This window comes from Acinetobacter sp. ANC 4636, from assembly GCF_054454555.1.
The window spans coordinates 252,934-275,839 of sequence record NZ_JBTKVD010000004.1 but is presented as its reverse complement, the minus strand read 5'-3'; the positions used below and the strand labels follow the sequence as shown (position 1 = coordinate 275,839).

The 22,906-nt window shown below is 39.4% G+C and carries 21 protein-coding genes, 3 tRNA genes and 1 pseudogene; 7 read left to right on the top strand and 18 right to left on the bottom strand.

Annotated elements, in window-relative coordinates:
- Nucleotides 1–147, bottom strand: a pseudogene (gene greB / locus ACX1N5_RS06665) (transcription elongation factor GreB); the annotation flags it as partial.
- A 280-nt stretch (nucleotides 148–427) separates the two neighbouring features.
- Between greB and ACX1N5_RS06660 the strand changes: the two are divergent.
- Nucleotides 428–517 (top strand) — tRNA-Ser (locus tag ACX1N5_RS06660).
- A gap of 258 nt (nucleotides 518–775) precedes the next feature.
- Here ACX1N5_RS06660 and ACX1N5_RS06655 read toward each other — a convergent pair.
- The 12 genes from ACX1N5_RS06655 to ACX1N5_RS06600 form a co-directional block, all read right to left on the bottom strand.
- Nucleotides 776–1,897: a sigma-54 interaction domain-containing protein gene (locus tag ACX1N5_RS06655; protein WP_458801013.1), complete on the bottom strand. Its 1,122-nt coding sequence runs from the start codon at nucleotides 1,895–1,897 to the stop codon at nucleotides 776–778.
- A gap of 164 nt (nucleotides 1,898–2,061) precedes the next feature.
- On the bottom strand, nucleotides 2,062–2,928 hold the full coding sequence (locus ACX1N5_RS06650) for a transporter (protein WP_458801011.1): 867 nt from the start codon (nucleotides 2,926–2,928) through the stop codon (nucleotides 2,062–2,064).
- 391 nt (nucleotides 2,929–3,319) lie between these two features.
- Nucleotides 3,320–4,072 (bottom strand): ABC transporter ATP-binding protein, encoded by a 753-nt coding sequence (locus ACX1N5_RS06645; RefSeq protein ID WP_458801009.1) that lies wholly within the window; start codon nucleotides 4,070–4,072, stop codon nucleotides 3,320–3,322.
- A gap of 148 nt (nucleotides 4,073–4,220) precedes the next feature.
- Entirely contained in the window at nucleotides 4,221–5,621 is a 1,401-nt protein-coding gene (locus ACX1N5_RS06640; RefSeq protein ID WP_458801008.1) for an ABC transporter substrate-binding protein, read from the bottom strand.
- Between the two features lie 33 nt (nucleotides 5,622–5,654).
- On the bottom strand, nucleotides 5,655–6,725 hold the full coding sequence (locus ACX1N5_RS06635) for a branched-chain amino acid ABC transporter permease (protein ID WP_458801006.1): 1,071 nt from the start codon (nucleotides 6,723–6,725) through the stop codon (nucleotides 5,655–5,657).
- A 2-nt stretch (nucleotides 6,726–6,727) separates the two neighbouring features.
- Nucleotides 6,728–7,609: a branched-chain amino acid ABC transporter permease gene (locus tag ACX1N5_RS06630; RefSeq protein WP_458801004.1), complete on the bottom strand. Its 882-nt coding sequence runs from the start codon at nucleotides 7,607–7,609 to the stop codon at nucleotides 6,728–6,730.
- A gap of 38 nt (nucleotides 7,610–7,647) precedes the next feature.
- Nucleotides 7,648–8,442, bottom strand: coding sequence for an ABC transporter ATP-binding protein (locus ACX1N5_RS06625; protein ID WP_458801002.1), 795 nt, complete (start codon nucleotides 8,440–8,442; stop codon nucleotides 7,648–7,650).
- Nucleotides 8,439–9,626: an AMP-binding protein gene (locus tag ACX1N5_RS06620; RefSeq protein ID WP_458801000.1), complete on the bottom strand. Its 1,188-nt coding sequence runs from the start codon at nucleotides 9,624–9,626 to the stop codon at nucleotides 8,439–8,441. Before ACX1N5_RS06620 ends, ACX1N5_RS06625 begins: the two co-directional genes overlap by 4 nt.
- Before the next feature lie 640 nt (nucleotides 9,627–10,266).
- Entirely contained in the window at nucleotides 10,267–11,901 is a 1,635-nt protein-coding gene (gene groL / locus ACX1N5_RS06615) for a chaperonin GroEL (RefSeq protein ID WP_004751275.1), read from the bottom strand.
- A 56-nt stretch (nucleotides 11,902–11,957) separates the two neighbouring features.
- A complete protein-coding gene (locus ACX1N5_RS06610) occupies nucleotides 11,958–12,248 on the bottom strand; it encodes a co-chaperone GroES (protein ID WP_004652030.1) in 291 nt (96 codons plus the stop codon).
- Nucleotides 12,249–12,443: 195 nt separating this feature from the next.
- A complete protein-coding gene (locus ACX1N5_RS06605; RefSeq protein ID WP_458800997.1) occupies nucleotides 12,444–13,202 on the bottom strand; it encodes a metallophosphoesterase family protein in 759 nt (252 codons plus the stop codon).
- On the bottom strand, nucleotides 13,183–14,118 hold the full coding sequence (locus ACX1N5_RS06600) for a diacylglycerol/lipid kinase family protein (RefSeq protein WP_131380521.1): 936 nt from the start codon (nucleotides 14,116–14,118) through the stop codon (nucleotides 13,183–13,185). The genes ACX1N5_RS06605 and ACX1N5_RS06600 overlap by 20 nt, the downstream gene beginning before the upstream one ends.
- Nucleotides 14,119–14,525: 407 nt before the next feature.
- Here ACX1N5_RS06600 and ACX1N5_RS06595 point away from each other — a divergent pair, with 407 nt between their 5' ends.
- Both ACX1N5_RS06595 and ACX1N5_RS06590 read left to right on the top strand, forming a co-directional pair.
- Complete coding sequence (locus ACX1N5_RS06595; RefSeq protein WP_458800995.1) at nucleotides 14,526–16,376, top strand: phosphoenolpyruvate carboxykinase (GTP); 1,851 nt, start codon at nucleotides 14,526–14,528, stop codon at nucleotides 16,374–16,376.
- 95 nt (nucleotides 16,377–16,471) lie between these two features.
- A complete protein-coding gene (locus ACX1N5_RS06590; RefSeq protein WP_458800993.1) occupies nucleotides 16,472–16,876 on the top strand; it encodes a hypothetical protein in 405 nt (134 codons plus the stop codon).
- 76 nt (nucleotides 16,877–16,952) lie between these two features.
- Here the strand turns inward: ACX1N5_RS06590 and ACX1N5_RS06585 are convergent, their stop codons facing one another.
- Nucleotides 16,953–18,248: an MFS transporter gene (locus tag ACX1N5_RS06585; protein ID WP_131380137.1), complete on the bottom strand. Its 1,296-nt coding sequence runs from the start codon at nucleotides 18,246–18,248 to the stop codon at nucleotides 16,953–16,955.
- Between the two features lie 383 nt (nucleotides 18,249–18,631).
- Between ACX1N5_RS06585 and ACX1N5_RS06580 the strand changes: the two genes are divergently transcribed.
- Nucleotides 18,632–19,063, top strand: coding sequence for a hypothetical protein (locus tag ACX1N5_RS06580; protein ID WP_004751264.1), 432 nt, complete (start codon nucleotides 18,632–18,634; stop codon nucleotides 19,061–19,063).
- Nucleotides 19,064–19,095: 32 nt separating this feature from the next.
- On the opposite strand, the gene ACX1N5_RS06575 is transcribed toward ACX1N5_RS06580, so the two are convergent.
- Together ACX1N5_RS06575 and folD are read right to left on the bottom strand one after the other, a co-directional pair.
- Complete coding sequence (locus ACX1N5_RS06575) at nucleotides 19,096–19,764, bottom strand: class I SAM-dependent methyltransferase (protein ID WP_458800990.1); 669 nt, start codon at nucleotides 19,762–19,764, stop codon at nucleotides 19,096–19,098.
- A 262-nt stretch (nucleotides 19,765–20,026) separates the two neighbouring features.
- Entirely contained in the window at nucleotides 20,027–20,875 is an 849-nt protein-coding gene (folD, locus tag ACX1N5_RS06570; protein WP_458800988.1) for a bifunctional methylenetetrahydrofolate dehydrogenase/methenyltetrahydrofolate cyclohydrolase FolD, read from the bottom strand.
- Nucleotides 20,876–21,028: 153 nt separating this feature from the next.
- Here folD and ACX1N5_RS06565 point away from each other — a divergent pair.
- Nucleotides 21,029–21,102: transfer RNA gene (locus tag ACX1N5_RS06565), tRNA-Cys, on the top strand.
- 11 nt (nucleotides 21,103–21,113) lie between these two features.
- Nucleotides 21,114–21,199: transfer RNA gene (locus ACX1N5_RS06560), tRNA-Leu, on the top strand.
- A 102-nt stretch (nucleotides 21,200–21,301) separates the two neighbouring features.
- Here the strand turns inward: ACX1N5_RS06560 and def are convergent.
- Nucleotides 21,302–21,781, bottom strand: coding sequence for a peptide deformylase (def, locus tag ACX1N5_RS06555; RefSeq protein ID WP_131380143.1), 480 nt, complete (start codon nucleotides 21,779–21,781; stop codon nucleotides 21,302–21,304).
- A 79-nt stretch (nucleotides 21,782–21,860) separates the two neighbouring features.
- Here def and ACX1N5_RS06550 point away from each other — a divergent pair, with 79 nt between their 5' ends.
- Nucleotides 21,861–22,064, top strand: a complete 204-nt coding sequence (locus ACX1N5_RS06550) for an amino acid transport protein (protein WP_458800986.1) — start codon at nucleotides 21,861–21,863, stop codon at nucleotides 22,062–22,064.
- Here ACX1N5_RS06550 and ACX1N5_RS06545 read toward each other — a convergent pair.
- Nucleotides 22,061–22,885 carry a PhzF family phenazine biosynthesis protein gene (locus ACX1N5_RS06545; protein ID WP_458800984.1) on the bottom strand — a complete coding sequence of 275 codons (825 nt, stop codon included), beginning with the start codon at nucleotides 22,883–22,885 and terminating at the stop codon, nucleotides 22,061–22,063. The genes ACX1N5_RS06550 and ACX1N5_RS06545 overlap by 4 nt on opposite strands.
- Between the last annotated feature and the right edge of the window lie 21 nt (nucleotides 22,886–22,906).

Here is a 22,906-nt window from a genome sequence, read left to right as displayed (position 1 = left end):
ATGATAATCGGCATTTTCTGAACGATCACCCAAGCTGGCTGCCCATGACACGATTTTAGTAATTTCTGGTCGTTCCTGTCGTAGCAAATAATTCAGCTCATCTTGCAAGCGCTGATAGCCTTCAGCAGTTAATAATTTCCGATCCATAACACATTCCAACTTTCCGAGCATTCGCATTTGTCATGCTCTTTTGACCACAATAACAAACACTGCATAAGCGGGCATTGTAAGCATTGATATATAAAAATTTAAGCTCAACTGAGCATAATTTTAAATATTTAAATGCCATAAATAAGATATGTTTTCACTATGAGTATTTTACAAGTCCAATACACCTCTCAAAATTGCACTTATTTTAACCACTCAATTGTTTTCACACTAAAATCAGTTGTCAAAGCATATTTTTCCTTATATGATAGCGCACATTGGAAGCGTGGCAGAGCGGTTTAATGCACCGGTCTTGAAAACCGACGAGGGTGTGAGTCCTCCGTGAGTTCGAATCTCACCGCTTCCGCCAAATACTAAAAAGCCCTTACATATCGTGTAAGGGCTTTTTTATTTGAACCAAGAAAATAGAATTTCAAAAATATCAGTTAAAATCAAATCTAAAAAAACTGGGTATGATATAAAACAATATAATATTTATTTTTTAAATTTTTTACTTTTTAATACATAAAAAACTGATTGATTTATTAGAAAAGTAGATCAGCATAATATCTGTTTCTAGACTAAGATTTTATTATCACCTATAAGTTATTTACTCCTCGCTTCTCTCTTATTCAACTATTTCTTTTATAGAAGGAGGTAAAAGATGATGACGCTTTAATAATGTTCGCACTACATTTCTAGATATTCCCAGTAATTCACTGGTTTTAACCTGATTAGAAAATGATGACGAGTATGCAGTCGCAATGATCATACTTTCTAAAGTATTCCATAAATCACCAGAAGAGGTTTGACTCGATGCGTAGATTTTCTTTAACTGAGACTCAATAATCTGATAGGGAGATAATGCCGTGTTGATCTCATCATCTGTATGCGTGATAGGTTGTGCTGAACGATACTCCATATTTTTGAATATCTGATTAAATTTTAAATGTTCAGCCTGAATTAACGTCCCTTCAGTTACAAGCACAGCATAATGTGCAATATTTTCTAGCTCTCTGATATTACCAGGCCATAAATATGTGAGTAATTGCTGAATTGCAGATGCAGAAATCTGTAAGTTATCAGAACGTCTTACCTTGGTTAAATAACGCTGAACAAAATATTCAAACAGCGGTAAAATGTCCCCTTTACGCTCCCGTAATGGTTTTAGTTCTAATTGGGCGATGTTAATACGAAATAGTAAATCCTGCCGAAATTGCTCAGCTTGTACAGCTTGCTCCAAATCAATATTGGTTGCTGTGACCAATCGAATATCGACAGGAATAGCTTGTCTAGCCCCTAATCGGGTGACTTCTTTTTCTTGTAACACTCTGAGTAGTTTGACCTGCAAACACAAGGGTAAATCACCGATTTCATCTAAAAACAGTGTTCCGCCATGTGCAGCTTCAAACCAGCCCTTACGCTGTTTGATTGCACCAGTAAATGCCCCTGCTTCATGACCAAATAATTCACTTTCAGCTAATTGTTCATTGATAGCACCACAGTTCACTGCAAGGAATGGACCTTTTCTTCCACTTAAACGATGAATATGCTGTGCAACCAGCTCCTTACCTGTCCCCGTTTCACCGCGTATCAGAATAGGGGCATCACTTGGTGCAAGGCGTTCAATTAATTTTAATAATGACTGTGAAGCTGGGTCATAAAAGACCAGAGCTTTGGCTCGTACAGTCAAAGGCTGAGTGTGCTCACCCTCCAAAGTAAACACATTTGTTAAAGCAAAATTATTCATTAACCAAGTAAATCCATCGGCTTTATATATTGTGAGTATATTAATACGCTCTTTATTCTTGGCTTATACTTATTTCTACTGCGTTTATTCAATATCTTGTTATGCTTCTGGTCAACACAAGTTTAATTTAGGCAGGTCAAGGCAGATTGACCTGCCTAAAGAGATTAAAATACTTTTAATAATCGAACATTAATACGATTATTTTCTTTAAAACCGTTTTCAACGCCAAGATCACGCCCATACGCTAAAATCACATTGGTGCTTGCGGTTGGTGAATATGCTGTCCCTACCCAAAACTTTGTTTGCTGATAACTATCTGTCTTAATGCCATTTTGCTTGGTATTACCTGCATCGGTATAAGATAGCCCTGCCCGTAAATCTAAGCGATCATTAATAAAATAACGAGTATTGGTTTGCAGCTGATAACCTGTATTCTGTTTTAAAGTTCCTCCACCAACGGCATCATTATTTTGACCATAAAAAATAATATCAGCGGCCGCATCCCATGCCCATTTATCTGTCAAGCGTTGACTATATGCAGCCTGAAGATCAAGTTTGTAATGGTTCTCACCAAAATTTAAAGAATCATGTTTATCATAATGACCTGTTGGTAAATACAAATAAGGGGTAAGTCCAAAATAAGTCTTATGCTCTGGATTATTGAGCAACCACACAGGAGCAGCCAAAATAATATCTCCTAACCCACTGGCTGATCCCAATGCAGAAATATCACCTTTCGCTTTTAATTCACCAAATGGCACTAAAATTTGTGGAGCAACACGTACACCTGCAATATCGGTATAATGCACAAAACGAGCAATCCCAACATTTGAATCCAGTTTCGGGTCGCCTGACAATTTGTCACTTCCTACATACAGTGCATCACGACTTGCAGATTGTAAATACAGCAAAGCTAGATTTGTCCCCGCTGGAGCAACATCATAATCACCCGCATCCAAATCTACTGCCTTTGCTTGTGATGCAAAAGCTGCTAATAATATTGCCGTTGTTATTTTCAAATTAAATTTCACTGTTAATAATCCTGAACTCAAAAGTTTATTGTTTAAAATAGTCAATGACTATTTTGGGTAATTAATCTATTGCAAAGTCAATGCCAAAAATTAAGTTATTGTTTTTTATTACTTTATTTAAAAAATAAAAATAAATGATGCAAACCAAACAATCTGAAAGCTAAGAATCAAACAATATGTTTATTTTTAAACATCGTATATTTATTCAAAAATAAAACCCTTCTCTTTTAAATAGAAAAACCCTGTAATATATACAGGGTTGAGCAATAAACTTTTGTCAGAATATTCTGCATATTCTTTGTTTTTTCTTGAGCAAACTTGAAATATTGTTCAATAAAACATTATAAGAAAAACAAAATAGACGGATGAAATAAGCCTAATATTGATAAAGTTATACAATGGAAGTTGGCTGCCCTAGATAAACATTCTGAATCACACCAGTTTGATAAAGTGCCTGTGTTTGACCAAAGCTATTGACTTGGCCATTTTCAAGCAAATATGCATCATCCGTATACTTGTATGCTAATTCAATATTTTGTTCTGCAACCAAAAAACTGAGTTTTTCTTCTCGGCGTAAACAAGCAATCAGTTCAAAAATCTCATAGCTTATTTTTGGCGCAAGCCCCATTGAAGGTTCATCTAACAAAATAAGTCGTGGTTTGGTCATCAATGCCCGACCTATTGCCAGCATTTGCTGTTCACCTCCAGAGGTATAGCCTGCAAGCGTATTCTTTTTTTCTAGCAGCCTTGGAAAGTAACTGTAAATTTTATCAAGCTGCTGTTTTAATAACGACGCAGATGCATGATGTAAAAAACCTCCTGTGCGCAGGTTTTCATCTACGGTTAAATTGGCAAATATATGTCGCCCTTCAAGAACTTGCACCAAACCTTTTTTCACAACCTCGCTTGGATTTTGCCCAAGAATTGATTGTCCTTGATAAACAATATCTCCGCGATTGATCTGACCATTTTCAGCATAAACCAGTTGCGATATCGCTTTTAACGTCGTACTTTTGCCTGCTCCATTGGCACCAAGTAATGCAATGATTGCACCCTCTGGAACAGATAGACTAACCTGCCTAACCGCCAGAATGCTTTTGTCATAGACCACTTCAATATTTTTGACATCAAGCAATGTAGCCATTGAGTCTCCCCTACAAGCTAAGTGATGATTGATATACGCTGTCATATTCCAATGACATCAGCGTATGTTGTTTATACAGCCATATAACTGGCGACGAGATAAACAACATACACTTCTACATCAGATATGATCAGGCATGAGTCTCAGGTTATTGCTCAGCAGCACAATTACGTGGAGTAATACCTTGCTCTTTTGCATATTTATGTGAAGACTCTTCAATAATCGGGCGTAACAATTGACGATCTGCCTGAACCCAATCACTGATAACCTTCCATTCTTTACCATCCCATTGCTGGAAGCGCACAGCTCCACCACCTTCATGATCTGCACATGACAGTTTCAGTGGTTGTACCAAACCTAACGCACCCAATGCTTTTAAGCGGGTATTATCAAGATTTAAATGCTCAAAGCCCCAGCGAACTTCCTCACCAGTCAATGGTCGATGCCCAAATTTTTCCTGTGCTACGCGTACCGCTTCAACATTTAAAATCCCATTTACAACCCCAAGATTATAGTAAACGGTTCCAAAACGCTTTGTATCCGCAAGGTCAGATTGCCCCTGATCGATGACATATTTTTTAATTTCCTGTAACACAGGGAAATTTGCACCTGATGGATGAGTCGTAATCGAAATAAAGCCTTTTGCAGCATCTCCTGCTGGAGCTGCATCTTCTTCAGAATTTGACCAAATATTGCCAATCACTTTATTGGTTGGATAACCTACTTTTTGTGCTGTTTTTAATGCAACTGGATTCATCACACCCCAGCCACGTAAAATTACCCAGTCAGGATTAATCTGTTTAATCTTCAGCCACTGTGATTGCTGTTCATTTCCAGGGTGTGGCACTTCAATATTGGTTACGCTAAAACCATATTTTTTAGATAAAATTTCAATGACTGGAATCGTTTCTTTACCATATGGAGAACCATGATATAGCACCACAAGTTTTTTAGATTTCAAGTGATCCAGACCACCACTTTGCTGCGCAATATAGTTAATAATTGCAGAAACTTCGCTATATGGATTCAGCTGCAATGGAAATACATAAGGGAAAACACTGCCATCTGTAGAATCAGTACGACCATGATTAATCGTAATCAGTGGTAATTTATCTTTGGTTGATCGCTCCAAAGTGGCATATGCGATGCCCACAGAAAGCGGGTTAGTTGCCGCAGCAGGCGCACCATTTAAACCTTTTTTCAAACGTTCATAGCACTCAACGCCTTTTTCAACGACATATTCTGTTTCACACTCTGACCAGACTAGCTTGACGCCATTTACACCACCCGTCGCATTAATATATTTCATATAGTCAATAAAACCGCCAAAGAATCCCGTACCACCAGCAGCATATGGCCCGACACGGTAACTTTGTAATGGAAAATACTGCTCGCGACTATCGGATAGTTTGGCAGATTCAGCGGTTGCAGGTTGACTTGTAACTGCCTGCTGAGTTGACTGCTTTTTGTTAGTGGTTAAAAATACGATTAGTACTAAAACTAGCCCTATAAGTATCAACCAAAACCATAAAGATTTGATAAATTTCATTTTACCCTCAAGATTAAATGTTAAATTTTTGGATTAATAACGTAATGGCCATTTTCTTATTCGCTGATACGCCATACTGAACAGGCGAATTAAACCCTCAGGTTCTTTGATCAAGAAATAAATAATGAGTCCACCAAAAATAATTTTTTGCAGATTTTGCAAAAGTGCCTGATCCAGACTATGACCAAACAATAAAGTCCCCAAAATGCTTAAAGCTATTGGCAATAAAACAATAAATGCAGCCCCGAGGAAACTCCCTGCCAGACTCCCCAAACCGCCGATAATAATAATAAAAAGAATTTGAAATGAACGACTTAGGTCAAGACCATCTGCCTCAATCGTTCCAAGATAAGCAAATGCCCAAAGTGAACCTGCAACCCCTAAATAAAATGAGCTCAAGGCAAATGCAATTAACTTGGTTTTCCCGACAGATATGCCAATCGTTGTTGCAGCAGTTTCCATATCACGCACAGCTCGAAATGCACGCCCATACTGACTGTTGAGAACATTACGCGCCAATAATGTCAGTAAAACCACGACACTCAGCGTTAGTAAATAATGACCAACAGGGCTATTCAAAGAAATGCCAGCAATCTGTAATGGCGGTGCAGTAATGACACCCGATGAGTTCTCATGGGTAAACCAGCTGTATTGAGTAAATAACCACGGCACAAAAAACTGGGCAGCCAAGGTAGAAACAATGAGATAAAAACCTTTAATTCTCAAACTTGGCAAACCCACCAATATACCCAAAATACTCGCAATCACACCGCCTAAGACAAGGTTGAGTAACAATGGAAATTGAGGAATACGCAATTCAAGGTTGTAAGTTGCAAATGCACCTACTGCCATAAATGCAGCCGAACCTAAAGATAATTGTCCTGCATAACCTGTCAGGATATTTAGTCCTAAACCTGCTAATGCTAAAACCAGAAAAGGCACTAAAATGGCATTAAATAAATATTCAGAACCCACAAAAGGCACAAACAGAAATGCAACCGAGAGCGTGAACCAAAATAAAATTCGATGTTCTTTGAGGATAAAAAGACGTTTTTCATCCTGATAATTCTGAACAAATTGTCTTGCCTGTGAAAATAGAAACATGGCTAGACCCTCGTAACATTTTGCTGACCAAACAAACCTGTTGGTCGAATCATTAGGAATAATGTTGCAAGCAAATAGGGAAACCAGTTCTCAATTCCAGAACCAATGATTCCACCTAAATAAATCTCAGCCAGTTTCTCTGTTGCTCCAATTACAAGACCACCAATAATCGCACCTGTAATAGAAGTGAACCCACCAATAATCAATACAGGTAAAGCCTTAAGCACGACTAGAGATAATGAAAACTGTACCCCCAAACGCGCGCCCCAAAGCAGCCCCGCTACCAGTGCCACAAAACCTGCAACTGCCCAGACCAAAATCCAGATATGATTAAGTTTGATGCCGACTGATTGTGCGGCCAACGGATCATCTGCCACTGCACGCAGTGCAATACCAAAACGAGTCTTACTAAATAACAAGGACAGGATGAGTACTAAGCTACCTGCAATTATTGTTGCAAATAGATCAAATTTGCTCAGTGAAACACCATGAAAATGGATTGGCGAGTCGGAAATCCCCAAGTCCAGACCATGAACTTGTGTCCCCCATAACGTTTGTGCCAGACCCTCAATGATATAACTCAAGCCCAGTGTAGCCATAAACAAAGTAATGACTGAGCGATTAACCAAATGCCTGAGAATCAAGGCATCTATAAGTAGCACCAAAACAAAAATGACAAATAAGGTGACAGCAAATGCCACCACAAATGGCACTCCACGCTCAACCAAGTTGACAAAGGTCAATGCAGAGAACAACACCAAAGCGCCTTGCGCAAAGTTAAATACGCCAGAAGCGCGATAAATTAATACAAAGCCAATGGCGACAAGGGAATACATCACCCCTGCGAGCGTTCCACCCAAAAGCACATCTATAAAAAACGACATATTCAACCTCTAAATACTTTTCAGTTTTTTAATTGTTTTCAACCAACATGCAGCAAATTTGAACCGAGATATGCACTTAATACTTCAGGGTGTGCCTGTATGTCTTGTGCAGTTCCATCAGCAATTTTTTTCCCATAATCCAGCACCACAATATGATCAGATATCTGCATCACGACCCCAATATCATGTTCAATCATCAACACCGTAATGCCCAAGCGTTGATTTATCTTTTGAATAAATCTGGCAATACTCTGTTTTTCCTCGTGATTCATTCCAGCCATAGGTTCATCTAGCAATAGTAATTTCGGCTCTGATGCAAGTGCCCTTGCCAGCTCAACCCGCTTTTGCAACCCATAAGGCAATGTACTCACAATGCTATGCCGATATCTTTCAAGCTTTAAAAGCTTAAGCAATACTTCAACTTGATCACGTTGTTGATTTTCATATTTTTTCTGTTGAGGTAAGTTAAGTAATACCGCTAAAAAAGAGGACTGACTTTTGAGTATTCGCCCCGTCAGAACATTGTCCAAAACTGACATATTTTTAAATAAAGCGAGATTTTGAAAGGTACGTGCAATACCTAAATGCGGTGCTTGTGTTGCCGAATACCCCGACAACATTTGGCCAGAAAAAATAATTTGCCCTAGCTGAGGTTGATAAAGACCATTAATGATATTAATTACAGAGCTTTTTCCCGCTCCATTTGGGCCAATCAAGCTACAAATTTCCCCCTTGCTTACGGAAAAACTTAAGTTCTTGAGAACAGATGACTTTCCAAAGGCCAGATCAATTTCTTGTAATTCCAATAATGCTTGAGCATCCACCAATGTCATGACATTGCTCCTAATCCATCAATTTTTACAGGCTCAAGACCCATAGACGTTAATCTTTCTTCGAGATTTGACCGACTATGCCAAACTGGATCAGATTCCCAAAAACACAAATTGATTCGCAGTGCCGCATAAAATGCCTGTGCCGCATCAGAAACAGGGTCACCAATAACAACGGCTGTTTTCAAATAAGAAAGTCCAAACTCTTCTAAAATGACTTGGCGAAAACAACCCAGTACCCATTTCTCTGACCAAGAAAGGGCTAGTCCCTGATCTTGTGTATTTAATATCCGCTGAAAAATTCGAGAATAAATAGATCGTTCTGATGGAAGCCGCTGTAATATCAAGTGATACAATTGCTCATAATCAAATTGAGTTCCAAATAACACCGTAGGTGCAATCACCTGCTGATCCTGATCAAGCATTTCCAATGTTTCTGGAAGATTCAAAGTAAAACCGACATACAGCCAAACTGACCAGACATAGCGCATTTTCTGTACATTTCCAAATGCGCTTGCAACAGATGCCTGATCCAAACTATCTAGCTGATATAACTGTGCCATTTGCTGTGCTTGAGCAATCAATTCCTGATGACGATAGGACACTTGCAAATGCTCAGACTCAGAAAATCGTTCAAAACTAAATGCAATCTGCTGGTTTTCAAATAAAATATTTTCGAATTTAATCTGACGCTGATCTTGATTTTTTGCCAATAGTTGATGGCTGGAAACTATATGTTCATATTCAGGCGGGGTTAGATGATTCTGTTGCAGATAAAAAATATAAAGCGGTAAATCTTCAAATTGCTGCAATGGGATTAATTGTTCTAAATGTTCCACCACTGCGTACTCTGGCCGCAATTGCTGAAAATACTGTAAAATTTGTTCAGATGTTAAAGTATCCAGATCAGTGTCAACGAACTGAACTTTTCCACCTAAAGCCTGTACAGCAAGACTTATGGTAATTACATCAATATTCAACTGACTCAGTAGCAAAATCGATTGGTTTTTTTTAAAGCCATACCCGTGCAATGCATTAGCATAGTGTTCACTTATTTCAAGTACATCGTGCCATGACCATGTATGCCATAAGCCGAACTGCTTTTGCCGTATTGCAACCTGTTTAGGTTTCTGCTGAGCATGACTCAACAGCAAACTTACAAAATGCTGAAACGATGAATTTGACATACCAAGTCTTTTCCTCCGGATTCATGTGACTCCTTTGCACTTTATTGCACAAGGGAACATAAGCCTTAACCATGAGGATTTATAACAATTAGCATGCCAAGTATTATTTTGTTTAAAATCAAATATTTATTAAAAACAAAACGAAACATGTTGAAATGACAACAAATACAGTCAAACACAGTGTTGAAAATCAAACAGAATTGCCAAAAATCAACAGCCGCAATAAAAATTTAAGCCTGATTATTCAAATGAAAATTTGATTATTTATTGATTAAGTTATTCGTTTTGATTCTAAGATTATGCTCAACCTGACTCATCAGCAAAACCTGCATGACAAAACATAGATGCTTTGAAATGTTCAAAAGTATATTTCGCCATTTTTAGGCAAAAAAAAAGCCATACTCTGTCAGTAAGGAGTATGGCCAAAATAGGAAACTACAGCATAATTCCCATATTTATTAGAGTAATCTCTTAAGCTTAAAAAAAGCTTAATTTTAAAAGACTTCTTAAAGCTAATTTTTTAATTTTTCACATAAATAACAATTTTTTAATTTTTAAATAAAGAGTAAGAAAGCATAAAAATAAGGTTAAAAAAATCCCCGCATGATGCGGGGATTTTTTAGTAAGAACCGATGATGAATTACATCATACCGCCCATACCACCCATGCCGCCCATATCAGGCATAGCAGGTTTGTCTTCTGGAATGTCAGTAATCATACATTCTGTTGTCAACATTAAACCTGCTACAGATGCAGCATGCTCAAGTGCAGAACGTGTTACTTTCGCTGGATCAAGAATACCCATTTCCAACATATCGCCATATTCAGAAGTTGCAGCGTTGTAACCGAAGTTACCTTCACCATTTTTCACAGCGTTGATCACAACTGAAGGCTCATCACCTGCATTCGCTACGATTTGACGAAGTGGTGCTTCGATTGCACGACGAAGGATGTTCACACCTACGTTTTGGTCATCATTTGCACCAACTACACCATCAAGCGCTTTAGCAGCACGTACAAGCGCTACACCACCACCAGCAACCACACCTTCTTCAACCGCAGCACGCGTTGCATGAAGCGCATCGTCAACACGGTCTTTTTTCTCTTTCATTTCAACTTCAGTTGCAGCACCAATTTTGATAACAGCAACACCGCCTGCCAATTTAGCAACACGCTCTTGAAGTTTTTCTTTGTCATATTCAGACGTAGATTCTTCAATTTGCGCACGGATTTGTTGAACACGCTCAGCGATTTGAGCAGCATCACCAGCACCATCAACAATCACTGTGTTTTCTTTAGAAACTGTGATTTTATGTGCAGTACCTAAATCTTGAAGAGAAGCTTGTTCTAAAGACATGCCCACTTCTTCAGAAATAACAGTAGCACCAGTCAAAATCGCGATATCTTGAAGCATTGCTTTACGGCGATCACCAAAACCAGGAGCTTTCACTGCACATACTTTAATGATGCCACGCATGTTGTTGACAACAAGTGTTGCAAGCGCTTCACCTTCAACATCTTCAGCGATGATAAGAAGTGGTTTACCTGTTTTAGCCACAGCTTCCAATACAGTGATTAACTCACGGATATTACTAACTTTCTTGTCTACAAGAAGAATGAATGGGTTTTCTAATTCAGCAGTCAAAGTGTCTTGTTTGTTTGCGAAGTATGGAGAGATATAACCGCGGTCAAACTGCATACCTTCTACAACATCAAGCGCATCTTCAAAGCCTGAACCTTCTTCAACTGTGATCACGCCTTCTTTACCAACGCGTTCCATTGCTTGCGCAATCAATTTACCCACAGTTTCATCAGAGTTCGCAGAAATCGAACCTACTTGTTCAATCGCTTTAGTATCAGATGCAGGTTTTGAAGTTGCTTTAATTTCAGCAACCAATGCTTTAACCGCAAGGTCAATACCACGTTTCAAGTCCATTGGGTTCATACCCGCTGTCACTGACTTGATACCTTCATTCAAAATTGCTTGTGCAAGTACAGTTGCAGTCGTAGTACCGTCACCCGCGATGTCGTTGGTTTTTGAAGATACTTCACGAACAAGTTGAGCACCCATGTTTTCAAACTTGTCTTTAAGTGAAATTTCTTTTGCAACAGTAACACCATCTTTAGTGATGTGTGGTGCACCAAAAGAACGGTCAATTACAACGTTACGACCTTTAGGGCCTAAAGTGACTTTAACCGCATCTGCAAGAATGTTTACGCCTGCAATCATTTTAGAGCGAGCTGAATCACCAAATTTTACGTCTTTAGCTGACATTATTTATTTACTCCGAATTTTTTGCTTTTACTTGATCTGATATGAATGGTTGAAAATTAGCCTTCCAAAACAGCTAAGATATCAGACTCTTTCATGATAAGAAGTTCTTCACCGCTTACTTTTACAGTTGTACCTGCATAAGTACCGAACAATACTTTGTCACCTACTTTTACATCTAATGCACGAACGCCATTATCTGTAATTTGACCGTTACCGACAGCAATCACCTCACCTTGAGATGGTTTTTCTGCTGCTGAACCTGGTAATAAGATACCGCCTGCAGTTTTTGTTTCTTCTTCAACGCGACGAATAACTACACGATCATGTAATGGGCGAATGTTGCTCATATAAAACTCCATCAGACTAAGTTTTGTTTCAATTAAAAACGGCACTTTTCATAATTTCTATGTGCCATCATCAATAAGTGTTTGTGATGTCATTTTTTTGGGGATAGAAAACAAGGCTTCAAGGGGCATTTCAAAAAAAATCCCATTTTTTGCAGTTTTTTTAGTCTAAAACCCAATATTTTTTTCTAGCGTGGATCATTTAAGAACAAATTGGCGTTTTACAGCATCAAAGCAATAGCGTTGCAACTCACCTTGCGATGTCAGTACATTAAAGCTATTCGGTTCACCTTTGCGTAAACGATGAGAGGTTGCAGTTCCTGCATGAATTTCAAAAACAGGATGCTTGAGCTTCAAATCATAGATCTGGTTCAAATCATATTGTGCTGTCTGATGCAAATGCCCATGCAACAGCGCAAATATTCCCCGCTTGCCCCAAATCTCAAGTGCCATACGCCCAAGTACTGGGCAATCTTTCACGGCATGACCATCTTCAGGAGAGGTATAAAAAGGTTGATGCACCACCACGATTTTTAATTTATTGGCTGGCGCAGCCTGTAATTTGGCATCGATCTCTTGAATCTGCTCTAAGGAAATATGCCCTTTGGTATGATAACGTCGCCGAATGCTGTTTACCCCAACCAAATAAAAATGTTCGGTCTCCAAGACACTTTCCAACGAACCAAAAAATGCCTGATAACGGGTAAATGGGCTAAATAACCGATTAAATACATGATATAGCGGAATATCGTGATTTCCAGGAACAACCAGATAAGGTAAGTTCAAATGCTCCAGAAAATACTTGCAGCCTAGAAACTGAAAAAAACGTGCACGCTGAGTCAAATCGCCGCTTACGGCAATGACTTCTATCGAATGCTCACGACAAAACTGTTGTATTGCCAGCAAACACTCTGGTTTTTCTGTGCCAAAATGCAAATCAGACAGATGAAGTAACATGAGCAGGTACCATCACATTGAGTGCTTCGCGCATAACAGAAAATTCTAAAGGTGCAAATTCTTCCACGATTTCACCATCTATTGCGATATGTAGCTTTTTACCTTTTGCCGCATGAACGACAACCTTTTCGGCAGCAAAACTATAAATATCATTTGCCTGCTCAATATCTCCTTTTAAGAGCTGAAAGAGCAATTTCAATAAGGTGATTTTATTACTTTTGGCAACAATCACGCCCGCAACCCTGCCTTGCTGTACCGACTGGGCAATTTTCAAATTCAGCTCTTTCAACTGCAAGTGATTATTACCAAAAAATATCAACGGTGTTTTAACTGGATATTGATCACCATCTACAACAACTTTTAATTTTAATTCACGATGTCGCCTCAGCAATACATCTAACGCTGAAGTATAAGCATGTAAAGCAAACCGACCAAATAACCGATTGTAATGCTCACGCTTCTCAATAAATAATGGATATAAGCCAAGGCTGGCATTGTTTAAATAAATATGTTCATTCATTTTTGCGACATGAATTTTATTTATTTCTCCAGTTGCAATGATTTTACTTGCTTCACTCAAATCTAAGGGAATATTTAACACTCTGGCTACATAATTAAAAGTTCCCATAGGCAAGATCCCCAAAGGAATTTCTGTATGTAATAAATAAGTTGCTACAGCATTTAAGGTTCCATCCCCTCCTGCAACCACCACAACTCCACGGTTTTCCGTATGACTATGGCGTTGTAAAACCTGTGGCATCAAGGTATCAATAGAGTGCTTATCATTAAATTCAAATATTTGAATTTCAAAATTATATTTAGAAAAAATAGTTATAATTTCGGCATATACATGCTCTTGCTGTGCAGTATGAAAACCTGACTTTTGGTTATAGATAATAGAGAGCGGTTTTAGCATAGTATAATTATTATGATGCAAATTGGTTTATCTTTAATTGTCTGGATTTCATTTGAAAGAAATAGTGTGTTTATGTAAAAAAACTACATAAACTTTTGCAATTTTTCAGTTTTTTATGCTTTTTTACGCACTGTGTAAACCACTAATTTAAATACATATTTGCAAAATAAATGATTTTATTTTCATAATTTATTTTATGAATAGTCGCAAATAAAAAACACAAGATAATGATTTTAAAGATTTTTTTATAAATTTTACTCACAACTTCCTATAAGATCAGTTTTTAAACATCTTAAAATTTGAGAACTTTTGTGATTTAATACGCAAACTTTTTAACACACTCATGATCAAGGGTTGATCATATATTGAATGTGTGTTTTGTTTTTTTGTATCTCAAAGGCATCAACATGACCCAAGTGAATGCACCAGAATTCGTTCGTCACCCTAAGCTGATTGCGTGGGTGGAAGAAATTGCTAAATTAACCAAGCCAGCAAAAATCGAATGGTGTGACGGCAGCGAAGAAGAGTATCAACGTCTAATCGACTTGATGATTGCTAACGGCACCATGCAAAAGCTGAATGAAGAAAAACACCCTGGTTCTTATTTGGCGAATTCTGACCCTTCAGATGTTGCTCGTGTTGAAGATCGTACTTTTATTTGTTCTGCAAAAAAAGAAGATGCTGGCGCAACTAACAACTGGGAAGACCCAGCAGTTATGCGCGAAAAATTAAACGGTCTGTTCGATGGTGCAATGCAAGGACGCACCATGTATGTGGTTCCTTTTTCAATGGGTCCACTAGGAAGCCACATCGCACATATCGGTATCGAAATCACTGACTCTCCTTACGTTGCAGTCAGCATGCGTAAAATGGCACGCATGGGCAAAGCAGTTTATGATGTTTTAGGTACAGATGGCGAATTCGTTCCTTGTGTTCACACTGTCGGTGCGCCACTTGCTGAAGGTCAAAAAGACGTTGTTTGGCCTTGTAACAAAGAAAAATATATCGTTCATTACCCAGAAACTCGTGAAATCTGGTCTTTCGGTTCTGGTTACGGCGGCAATGCTTTGTTAGGTAAAAAATGCCTAGCATTACGTATCGCTTCTGTGATGGGTCGCGAACAAGGTTGGTTAGCTGAACACATGCTTATTTTGGGCATCACTAACCCACAAGGCGAAAAACACTACGTTGCTGCGGCATTCCCATCAGCTTGTGGTAAAACCAACTTTGCAATGTTGATTCCACCAGCAGGCTACGAAGGCTGGAAAATTGAAACTGTAGGTGATGACATCGCTTGGATCAAACCAGGTGAAGATGGTCGCTTATACGCAATCAATCCAGAAGCAGGCTTCTTTGGTGTTGCACCAGGTACAAATACCAAAACCAACCCGAACTGCATGGCAACCATGCATAAAGATGTAATCTATACCAACGTTGCTGTGACTGAAGATGGTCAAGTATGGTGGGAAGGTCTATCTAAAGAAGTTCCAGCAAACCTAACTAACTGGAAAGGTCAGCCACACGTTGCTGGTGAAAAAGCTGCGCATCCAAATGCTCGTTTCACGGTATCAGCAGGTCAATGCCCTTCTATCGACGCTGACTGGGAAAATCCAGCAGGTGTTCCAATTTCTGCATTCATCTTCGGTGGTCGCCGTGCAGACACTGTTCCTTTAATTTCTGAAGCATTTGACTGGGTTGACGGTGTTTATAAAGCTGCAACTATGGGTTCAGAAACAACTGCTGCGGCAGTTGGTCAACAAGGTGTTGTACGCCGTGACCCATTTGCAATGCTTCCATTCACAGGTTACAACATGGCGGATTATTTCAGCCACTGGTTAGAGCTTGGTGAACAAGTTGCTGCAAAAGCGCAAGCTTCTGGCAACAAATTACCAAAAATCTTCAATGTAAACTGGTTCCGTCGTGACGAAAATGGCAACTTCGTATGGCCTGGTTTCGGTCAAAACATGCGCGTTCTTGAATGGATCATCAACCGTTGTGAAAACCGTGCTAACGCGGTTGAAACCCCAATCGGTTTCGTTCCAACTTATGATGACTTAAACTGGACAGGCACAGATTTCTCTAAAGCTGACTTTGAGAAAGTAACTTCTCAAGACAAAGCGCTATGGATTAAAGAAATCGAAAGCCACACTGAGTTATTCAACAAACTCGGCGATCGTCTACCAAAAGCATTAAAAGCACGTCAAGCTGAACTTTTAGAAGCGGTTCAAGCAACTCAATCTGAAAATGTAAACGCTTAATCGACATAAAAAAAAGACCACGCCATGTGGTCTTTTTTTATTCTAATATTTTTAATACTTTACTTAAAATATAAATACGTTCAACTGAGTTAAATATGAAAAAATCCATCCCTTTTACTGCACTCATTTTAGTATGTGCAGCAACTACACATGCAGAAACAACTCCCACTACCAACCCTAATATATCAACTCAACTCAGCACGCCTGTAAAAGGTTCCCTCTGTGTCATGACCGATACACCACCGAGTGATTTACCCTATAAAGTTGTGAAACGCATTAAAATTGCCAAAGGCACTTATGGCAGTGTTACGGACTTATATCCTCGATTACATGAAACTACTCAAAAATACCATGCCGATGCCGTGATTCATTATCGTGCGAGTCAACGCTTCGGCTTCTGGCCTTGGCGCTTTGTACGACCTGTGATTGCAGGTACAGCCATTCAATGGAAATCCCCATCTGCTACAAACTGCCGTTTAGCAAATGGTCAAGAACTCTAAGTTTTCTGCACATATACTATTAAAAAAATGCCAGTGAGTTTGATCCACTGGCATTTTTTATTGTCTCATGCTCTTATTAATGATCATGCTGCAAATATTCAGGTTCTTTTGGCAATTTCCAACTACAGAAGAAGCAAATAATCAGCATCACAATGACATAAACAAAAAAAGTATATTCATGCCCTACTTCCTTAAATTGCAAAGCCACAGCAGGCGCTGATCCCCCAAAAATTGCATTGGCAACAGCATAGGAAAAACCAACTCCCAGTGCGCGTACATGTGGAGGAAACATTTCCGCCTTAATCAAACCACTAATAGATGTATAAAAACTCAGTAGCAACATCAGGAAAATCAGCATTAGCGTTACTATGACAGGTGAACTGCTAAATGCAGGCATTGCAATCACCATGACTGGATAAATACAAATTGCCAAAGAAACACTAAAAATTAGCATCGCAGCACGACGACCAATACGATCCGCAATCGCTCCAAATACAGGCTGAGCCAACATATACACAAACAGTGCAATTGTCATCATATAGCCCACTGTTTTGGCAGCAATCCCCAGACTGGTTAAATAGGTTTTAGAATAAACTGTGAGGACATAAAAAGATAAAGAGCCTGCCGAAGTATAACCAACCACCAGTAAAAATGACTGCCAGTGATCTCTAAAAAGAGCCTTAAGTGTTCCAGATTCTTTATGATGGCTGTCTTCATTCGCCAATGTCTCAACCAAACGACTACGTGCCAGTAACGACAAAAGTGCGGTAATCCCACCCACAACAAACGGAATCCGCCAACCTCCATTTTCCAGCTGCTGCTCATTCATCAAGAAAAGCAAAATCACACCAAGTAAGCTAGCAAGGAGTTGCCCCCCCGAAAGCGTCACATACTGAAATGAGGCATAAAATCCCCGATGTCCTTTTAAAGCGATTTCACTCATATATGTTGCAACAGCACCATATTCCCCACCCACTGACAATCCCTGCAATAGGCGCACAAGAAGCAATAAAAATGGAGCAGCCATTCCCACCTGCTCATAGGTAGGTAACATCGCAAATAAAAATGAACTAAGAGCCATTAAACAAATCGAAATAACCATTGAACGTTTACGCCCATGCTTATCAGCAATTCGACCAAATAGCCAACTCCCTATGGGGCGCATAAAGAAACTCGCTGCAAATACCCCCCAAATATAAATTTGCTTCGTGGTCGATGCCATATCAGGCGATGTCAGTGCTTGCTGAAAATAAACTGCAAAAACTGCATAGATATAAAAATCAAACCACTCAACCAAATTACCAGAAGCAGCGCCAACAATACCAAAAATACGTTTACGCTTTTCTTCTGTGGTATATACACCTTCACTCATAGCATCACACTCCCTCGTTGTTTATCTCAGCAGGCTAGCTTATTTTTCTTTATTATTGGGCTTCTTTCATGAGGATTTAATCCCTCTTTGTTCCCCGATAAAGAAGTAAAATCATTAGAGTCAAAGAAGCCTATCCTGCTAAATTTTGAATCATTTTTCCTTGATTAAATCATGGGTTTCTTTCAGTAGCATGACTCAACTTAATCCTATCGAATCACAAACCGATTAAGTTAAAATAAAGACACTTTGTGTGAAAAATCCAATTTTATTTTGTGTAAATATGTATGAGGCCTCTCAAGACCCAGCCGACAATATTTGTTTTATCTAATGAGTATTCAACCGAGCTATGGCATACTGTAAAGAAATGACAAAGGTTTAACCTCATGAAAATGACATTGAAATTATTGGGTCTGAGCGCTTTTGCTATTGGGCTAACAGCTTGCCAGAACGTTCCACAAAGTTACAATGGGAACTCTGGCTATCAGGTTGAAAGTAAAACAGAAAATAGTGCCATTATTAGTTATACGCTTGCTGTTCATGCCAATCGTGTTGCTAATCAGAATAAGCTACAAAATGCTTGTAAGAAAGTTCTGGGTGCAAACCAAGATTATAAAATTGAAATTTTAAGTACTAATGAGATTGCCAACCCTGCAAGCATCCCAGTAAGCAATGGCGTACAAATTGGTAAAACACACACCACATTTGGTCTGAGCAATACCAGCACCAATAACAATGATGATGACTATGCAATGCGCAATGCTATGCAAACTCGTCCAAGCACACTAACTGTCATCCGTTACCGCTGTTCAATCTAAGTTAGACAGCACATCAATAAGACGCTGATGGGTTACAGCGTCTTATAAAAACTTACATTACGAAACTCTTTAGCTTCATCTAAATCTGGCCAAGTCGTAGCACTACGTTCATATATTTTTTGATATTGTGGGTGACTAAAATTTTTCACTCGACTGTCTGCTACCCAAACCTCTGGGGCAAACTTTAAAAACTCATCCAAGAAAAAACGATTGCATTGATCGTAGAGAACATCTGCCGCGAGTAAAATATCCACAGGCTCGGCTTTATATAAATCGTCCAGATATTCGAGCTCTACGCCATTAAGCAAAGCATTTTCACGGCAAGCATTTAAACTAACCTGATCAATATCACAGCAAATTACTCGTTTTGCTCCAGCCATTTTTGCAGCAATTGCCACCACGCCTGAACCTGCACCAAAATCCAGAACCACTTTATCTTTAACATGCTCAGGTTCTGCAAGTAACCACTGTGCCATCGCTAAACCCGAAGCCCAGCAAAAGATCCAATAGGGTGTATCATTCCAGATGCGCTGAATCACTTCATCATCCAAACGCTCAGTCGGAAATACAGGCGGTATCAACCACAATGAAATCTGCGTATTGGGTAACTGTTGTGGTTGTAAGTCACAATGAGGGATGACTTGATGTAAGGCTTGAAGTAAATGTTCAGGGGCTTTGGTAAGTTGAAAGGTGCAGCTCATCAGATTTCTTTTTTAATTAATTTTTATAACAAGCATAACAGAGACATTCCATTATGATTTGAATTCTTAGAGTAACTTTCAGTTCAACCTACTTTTCTTTCGGGAAAAGTAGGCAAAACCATTGTCATCCGCAAAACTCGACAAATACTACCTACAATCGAAAGCATCGCAGAAACATTAAATTTTTAATGTAATCATGCCTCGAACAATTGCGGATGACGGTTACGTGTATCAAATAACAGTCTAACTTCAATAAATAAAATTAACCTAAAGCTTTTTCAGCAGCTTCAACCGTTTGACGAATCAAAGTGGTAATCGTCATTGGGCCAACACCACCCGGAACTGGTGTGTAAGCAGAAGCAATTTCTTCAATACCTTGCAACTGGATATCACCAACGCCGCCGCCATCACGTGGATGGAAACCAGCATCAACCACAACAGCGCCTTGCTTGATCCAGTCTTTTTGAATCAATTCAGCTTTACCAACTGCACCAACAACGATGTCTGCTTGTTTCACAAGATCAGCCAAGTTTTGGGTACGTGAATGGCAAATGGTCACGGTTGCATTGGCTTGAAGTAACATCATCGCCATTGGTTTACCCAAAATTGCAGAACGACCTACGACAACGGCATGTTTACCTGCGATTTCGATGTTGTTTGCTTGCAAAATCGTCATGATGCCGGCTGGTGTTGCCGAACCATAAGCAGCTTCGCCCATTGCCATACGGCCAAAACCAAGGCAAGTGACACCATCAACATCTTTTGCAAGGCTAATTGCATCAAAACATGCACGCTCATCAATTTGTGCAGGTACAGGATGCTGCAACAAAATACCATGCACGTCAGGATTGGCATTTAATTTTTCAATTTCAGCCAACAACTGTTCAGTTGTGGTTTCTTGTGGCAATTCAATTTTAACTGAATCCATACCCACGCGGCGGCAGGCATTACCTTTCATGCGAACATACGTTGCCGATGCGCCATCATCCCCCACCAAAATTGTTGCCAAAATCGGAGTACGACCAGATTTTTGCTTTAATACTCCAACACGTGCAGATAAATCTGCCTCAATTTGCTTTGCTAACGCTTTACCATCTAATACCAATGCCACAATACGTCTCCACAGGCCGATATCAATCAATTCCGCAAATAATACATGATAATTTGCCCAATTTTATTTTAGATGTTGATTTTATGTGCATATCCTCTGAATTACCTATTGTTTTTTTTTCAAAGGTTGCTAATATGTGCATCACCAAGACAAGGCGGGGTGGCAGAGTGGTCATGCAGCGGACTGCAACTCCGTGGACGCCGGTTCGATTCCGACCTCCGCCTCCAATCTTGGTAAAGCCCGGGTGGTGAAATAGGTAGACACAGGGGATTTAAAATCCCCCGCCCACAAAGCGTGCCGGTTCGAGTCCGGCCCCGGGCACCATTTTAAGACTGTTAAAATGGTGCCAGTAAAAAACCCAGCGTAAGCTGGTTTTTTTATGCCTAAAATTTAGAGCTTCGTGTCTATCCATATAAAAAAAGCGACTTAAAGTCGCTCTACAAATAAGATTCCGTTTAGATGATCAATTTCATGTTGCACAATACGTGCAGGAAAACCTTCATAAAATTGTTCAACCTGCTCACCCTGTAGCGTTAAATAACGTACTTTAACCGCATAAGCGCGCTCCACCTGCCCTCGCTGCTCAGGCACACTCAGACAACCCTCTTCACCAAAACAGGTTTCTGTTGAGTATTCAATAATCTCAGGATTAATCATGGTGACTGCTGACATGTCTGGCGCATCTGGATAGCGTGGATTGGAGCGTGACGCCACAATAATCACCCTTTTCGAGATATAGACTTGCGGTGCAGCAATCCCCACACCATTTCGCGCCAACATGGTTGCCTGCATCGCAAGTGCTAATTGCTTAAGCCAGTCACTATTTAATTCATCTTGTGCAACGGCAGCCGCTTCAAGCGTTAAAATAGCTTCTCCACGCTGGGCAACAGGTAAAATTGCAGACACCTTTTCTTCCTCAAAATTAATTTTTCATCTTATAGAATTCAGCATACTATAAACAGAAATTTACAAACCAACGAATACCATGAATGCAACACAACTTTTTCTTGGGGTCATTTTTGGCTCAATCGGGTTAGGCTATTTTATTTACGGAAAAAAGCAAAAGCACAGTGTACCTTTCATCTGCGGCTTAAGCTTAATGGTTTATCCTTATTTTTTTGATAGCAACCTTGCCATTGTCAGTATCGGTTGCATCTTGACTGCTATTCCTTATTTTGTGCGTGTTTAAACAAACAGCTCACCAATCATATAGAGCTTGGCATATCCTGAAACTTCCATACGCTCATCATTCAAGATTCGACAAAATAACTCTCCCCCACGTGCCGATGCCTGATACGCAACCAATTCGGTTTTACCCAGTTTTTCTGCCCATAGCGGTACAATTGCCGTATGAATCGAACCTGTAACAGGATCCTCATCAATCCCGATCTCTGGCGCAAAATAACGCGAAATACAGTCATAGGTAGATTCGCCCACATAACTTGCTGTCACCGCAACATCCAAACTCGGTGCTTTCATCACAGCATGTATACGGCCTAATGCTTTGAGCTTTAAAAAATCGACCTCCAAGTCGAGTACATCTTGTGCAGACTCCAACTCAATGACATACGCCTGTGAATTAACATAGACAGCTTGAATGGGCTTATTTAGCGCTTCATTTAAAATTTCTGGGTATTCTTCCAAATATTCAGGTTTACGAATCGGAAAATTCATATTGATTTTGCCATCTATGCTTTGAGATACATAAAATGTTCCCAAGTTTTTGACTTCAAACTCAATCTCTGTGGCTTTTGTGTATTCACGAAACAGGATAAAAGCACTTGCCAATGTTGCATGACCACAAAATGCTACCTCAGCCGTAGGTGTAAACCAGCGAATCGCATAATGAGTATCATCAATTCGTTTTACAAATGCCGTTTCAGATAAATTATTTTCAAGTGCGATATTTTGCATTACCTCATCTGACAACCATTCATCTTGTACAATCACTGCCGCAGGGTTGCCTTGAAATAATTTTTGACTAAAGGCATCCACTTGATAAATTTTCATTGTTTTACATTCTCTAGGTAG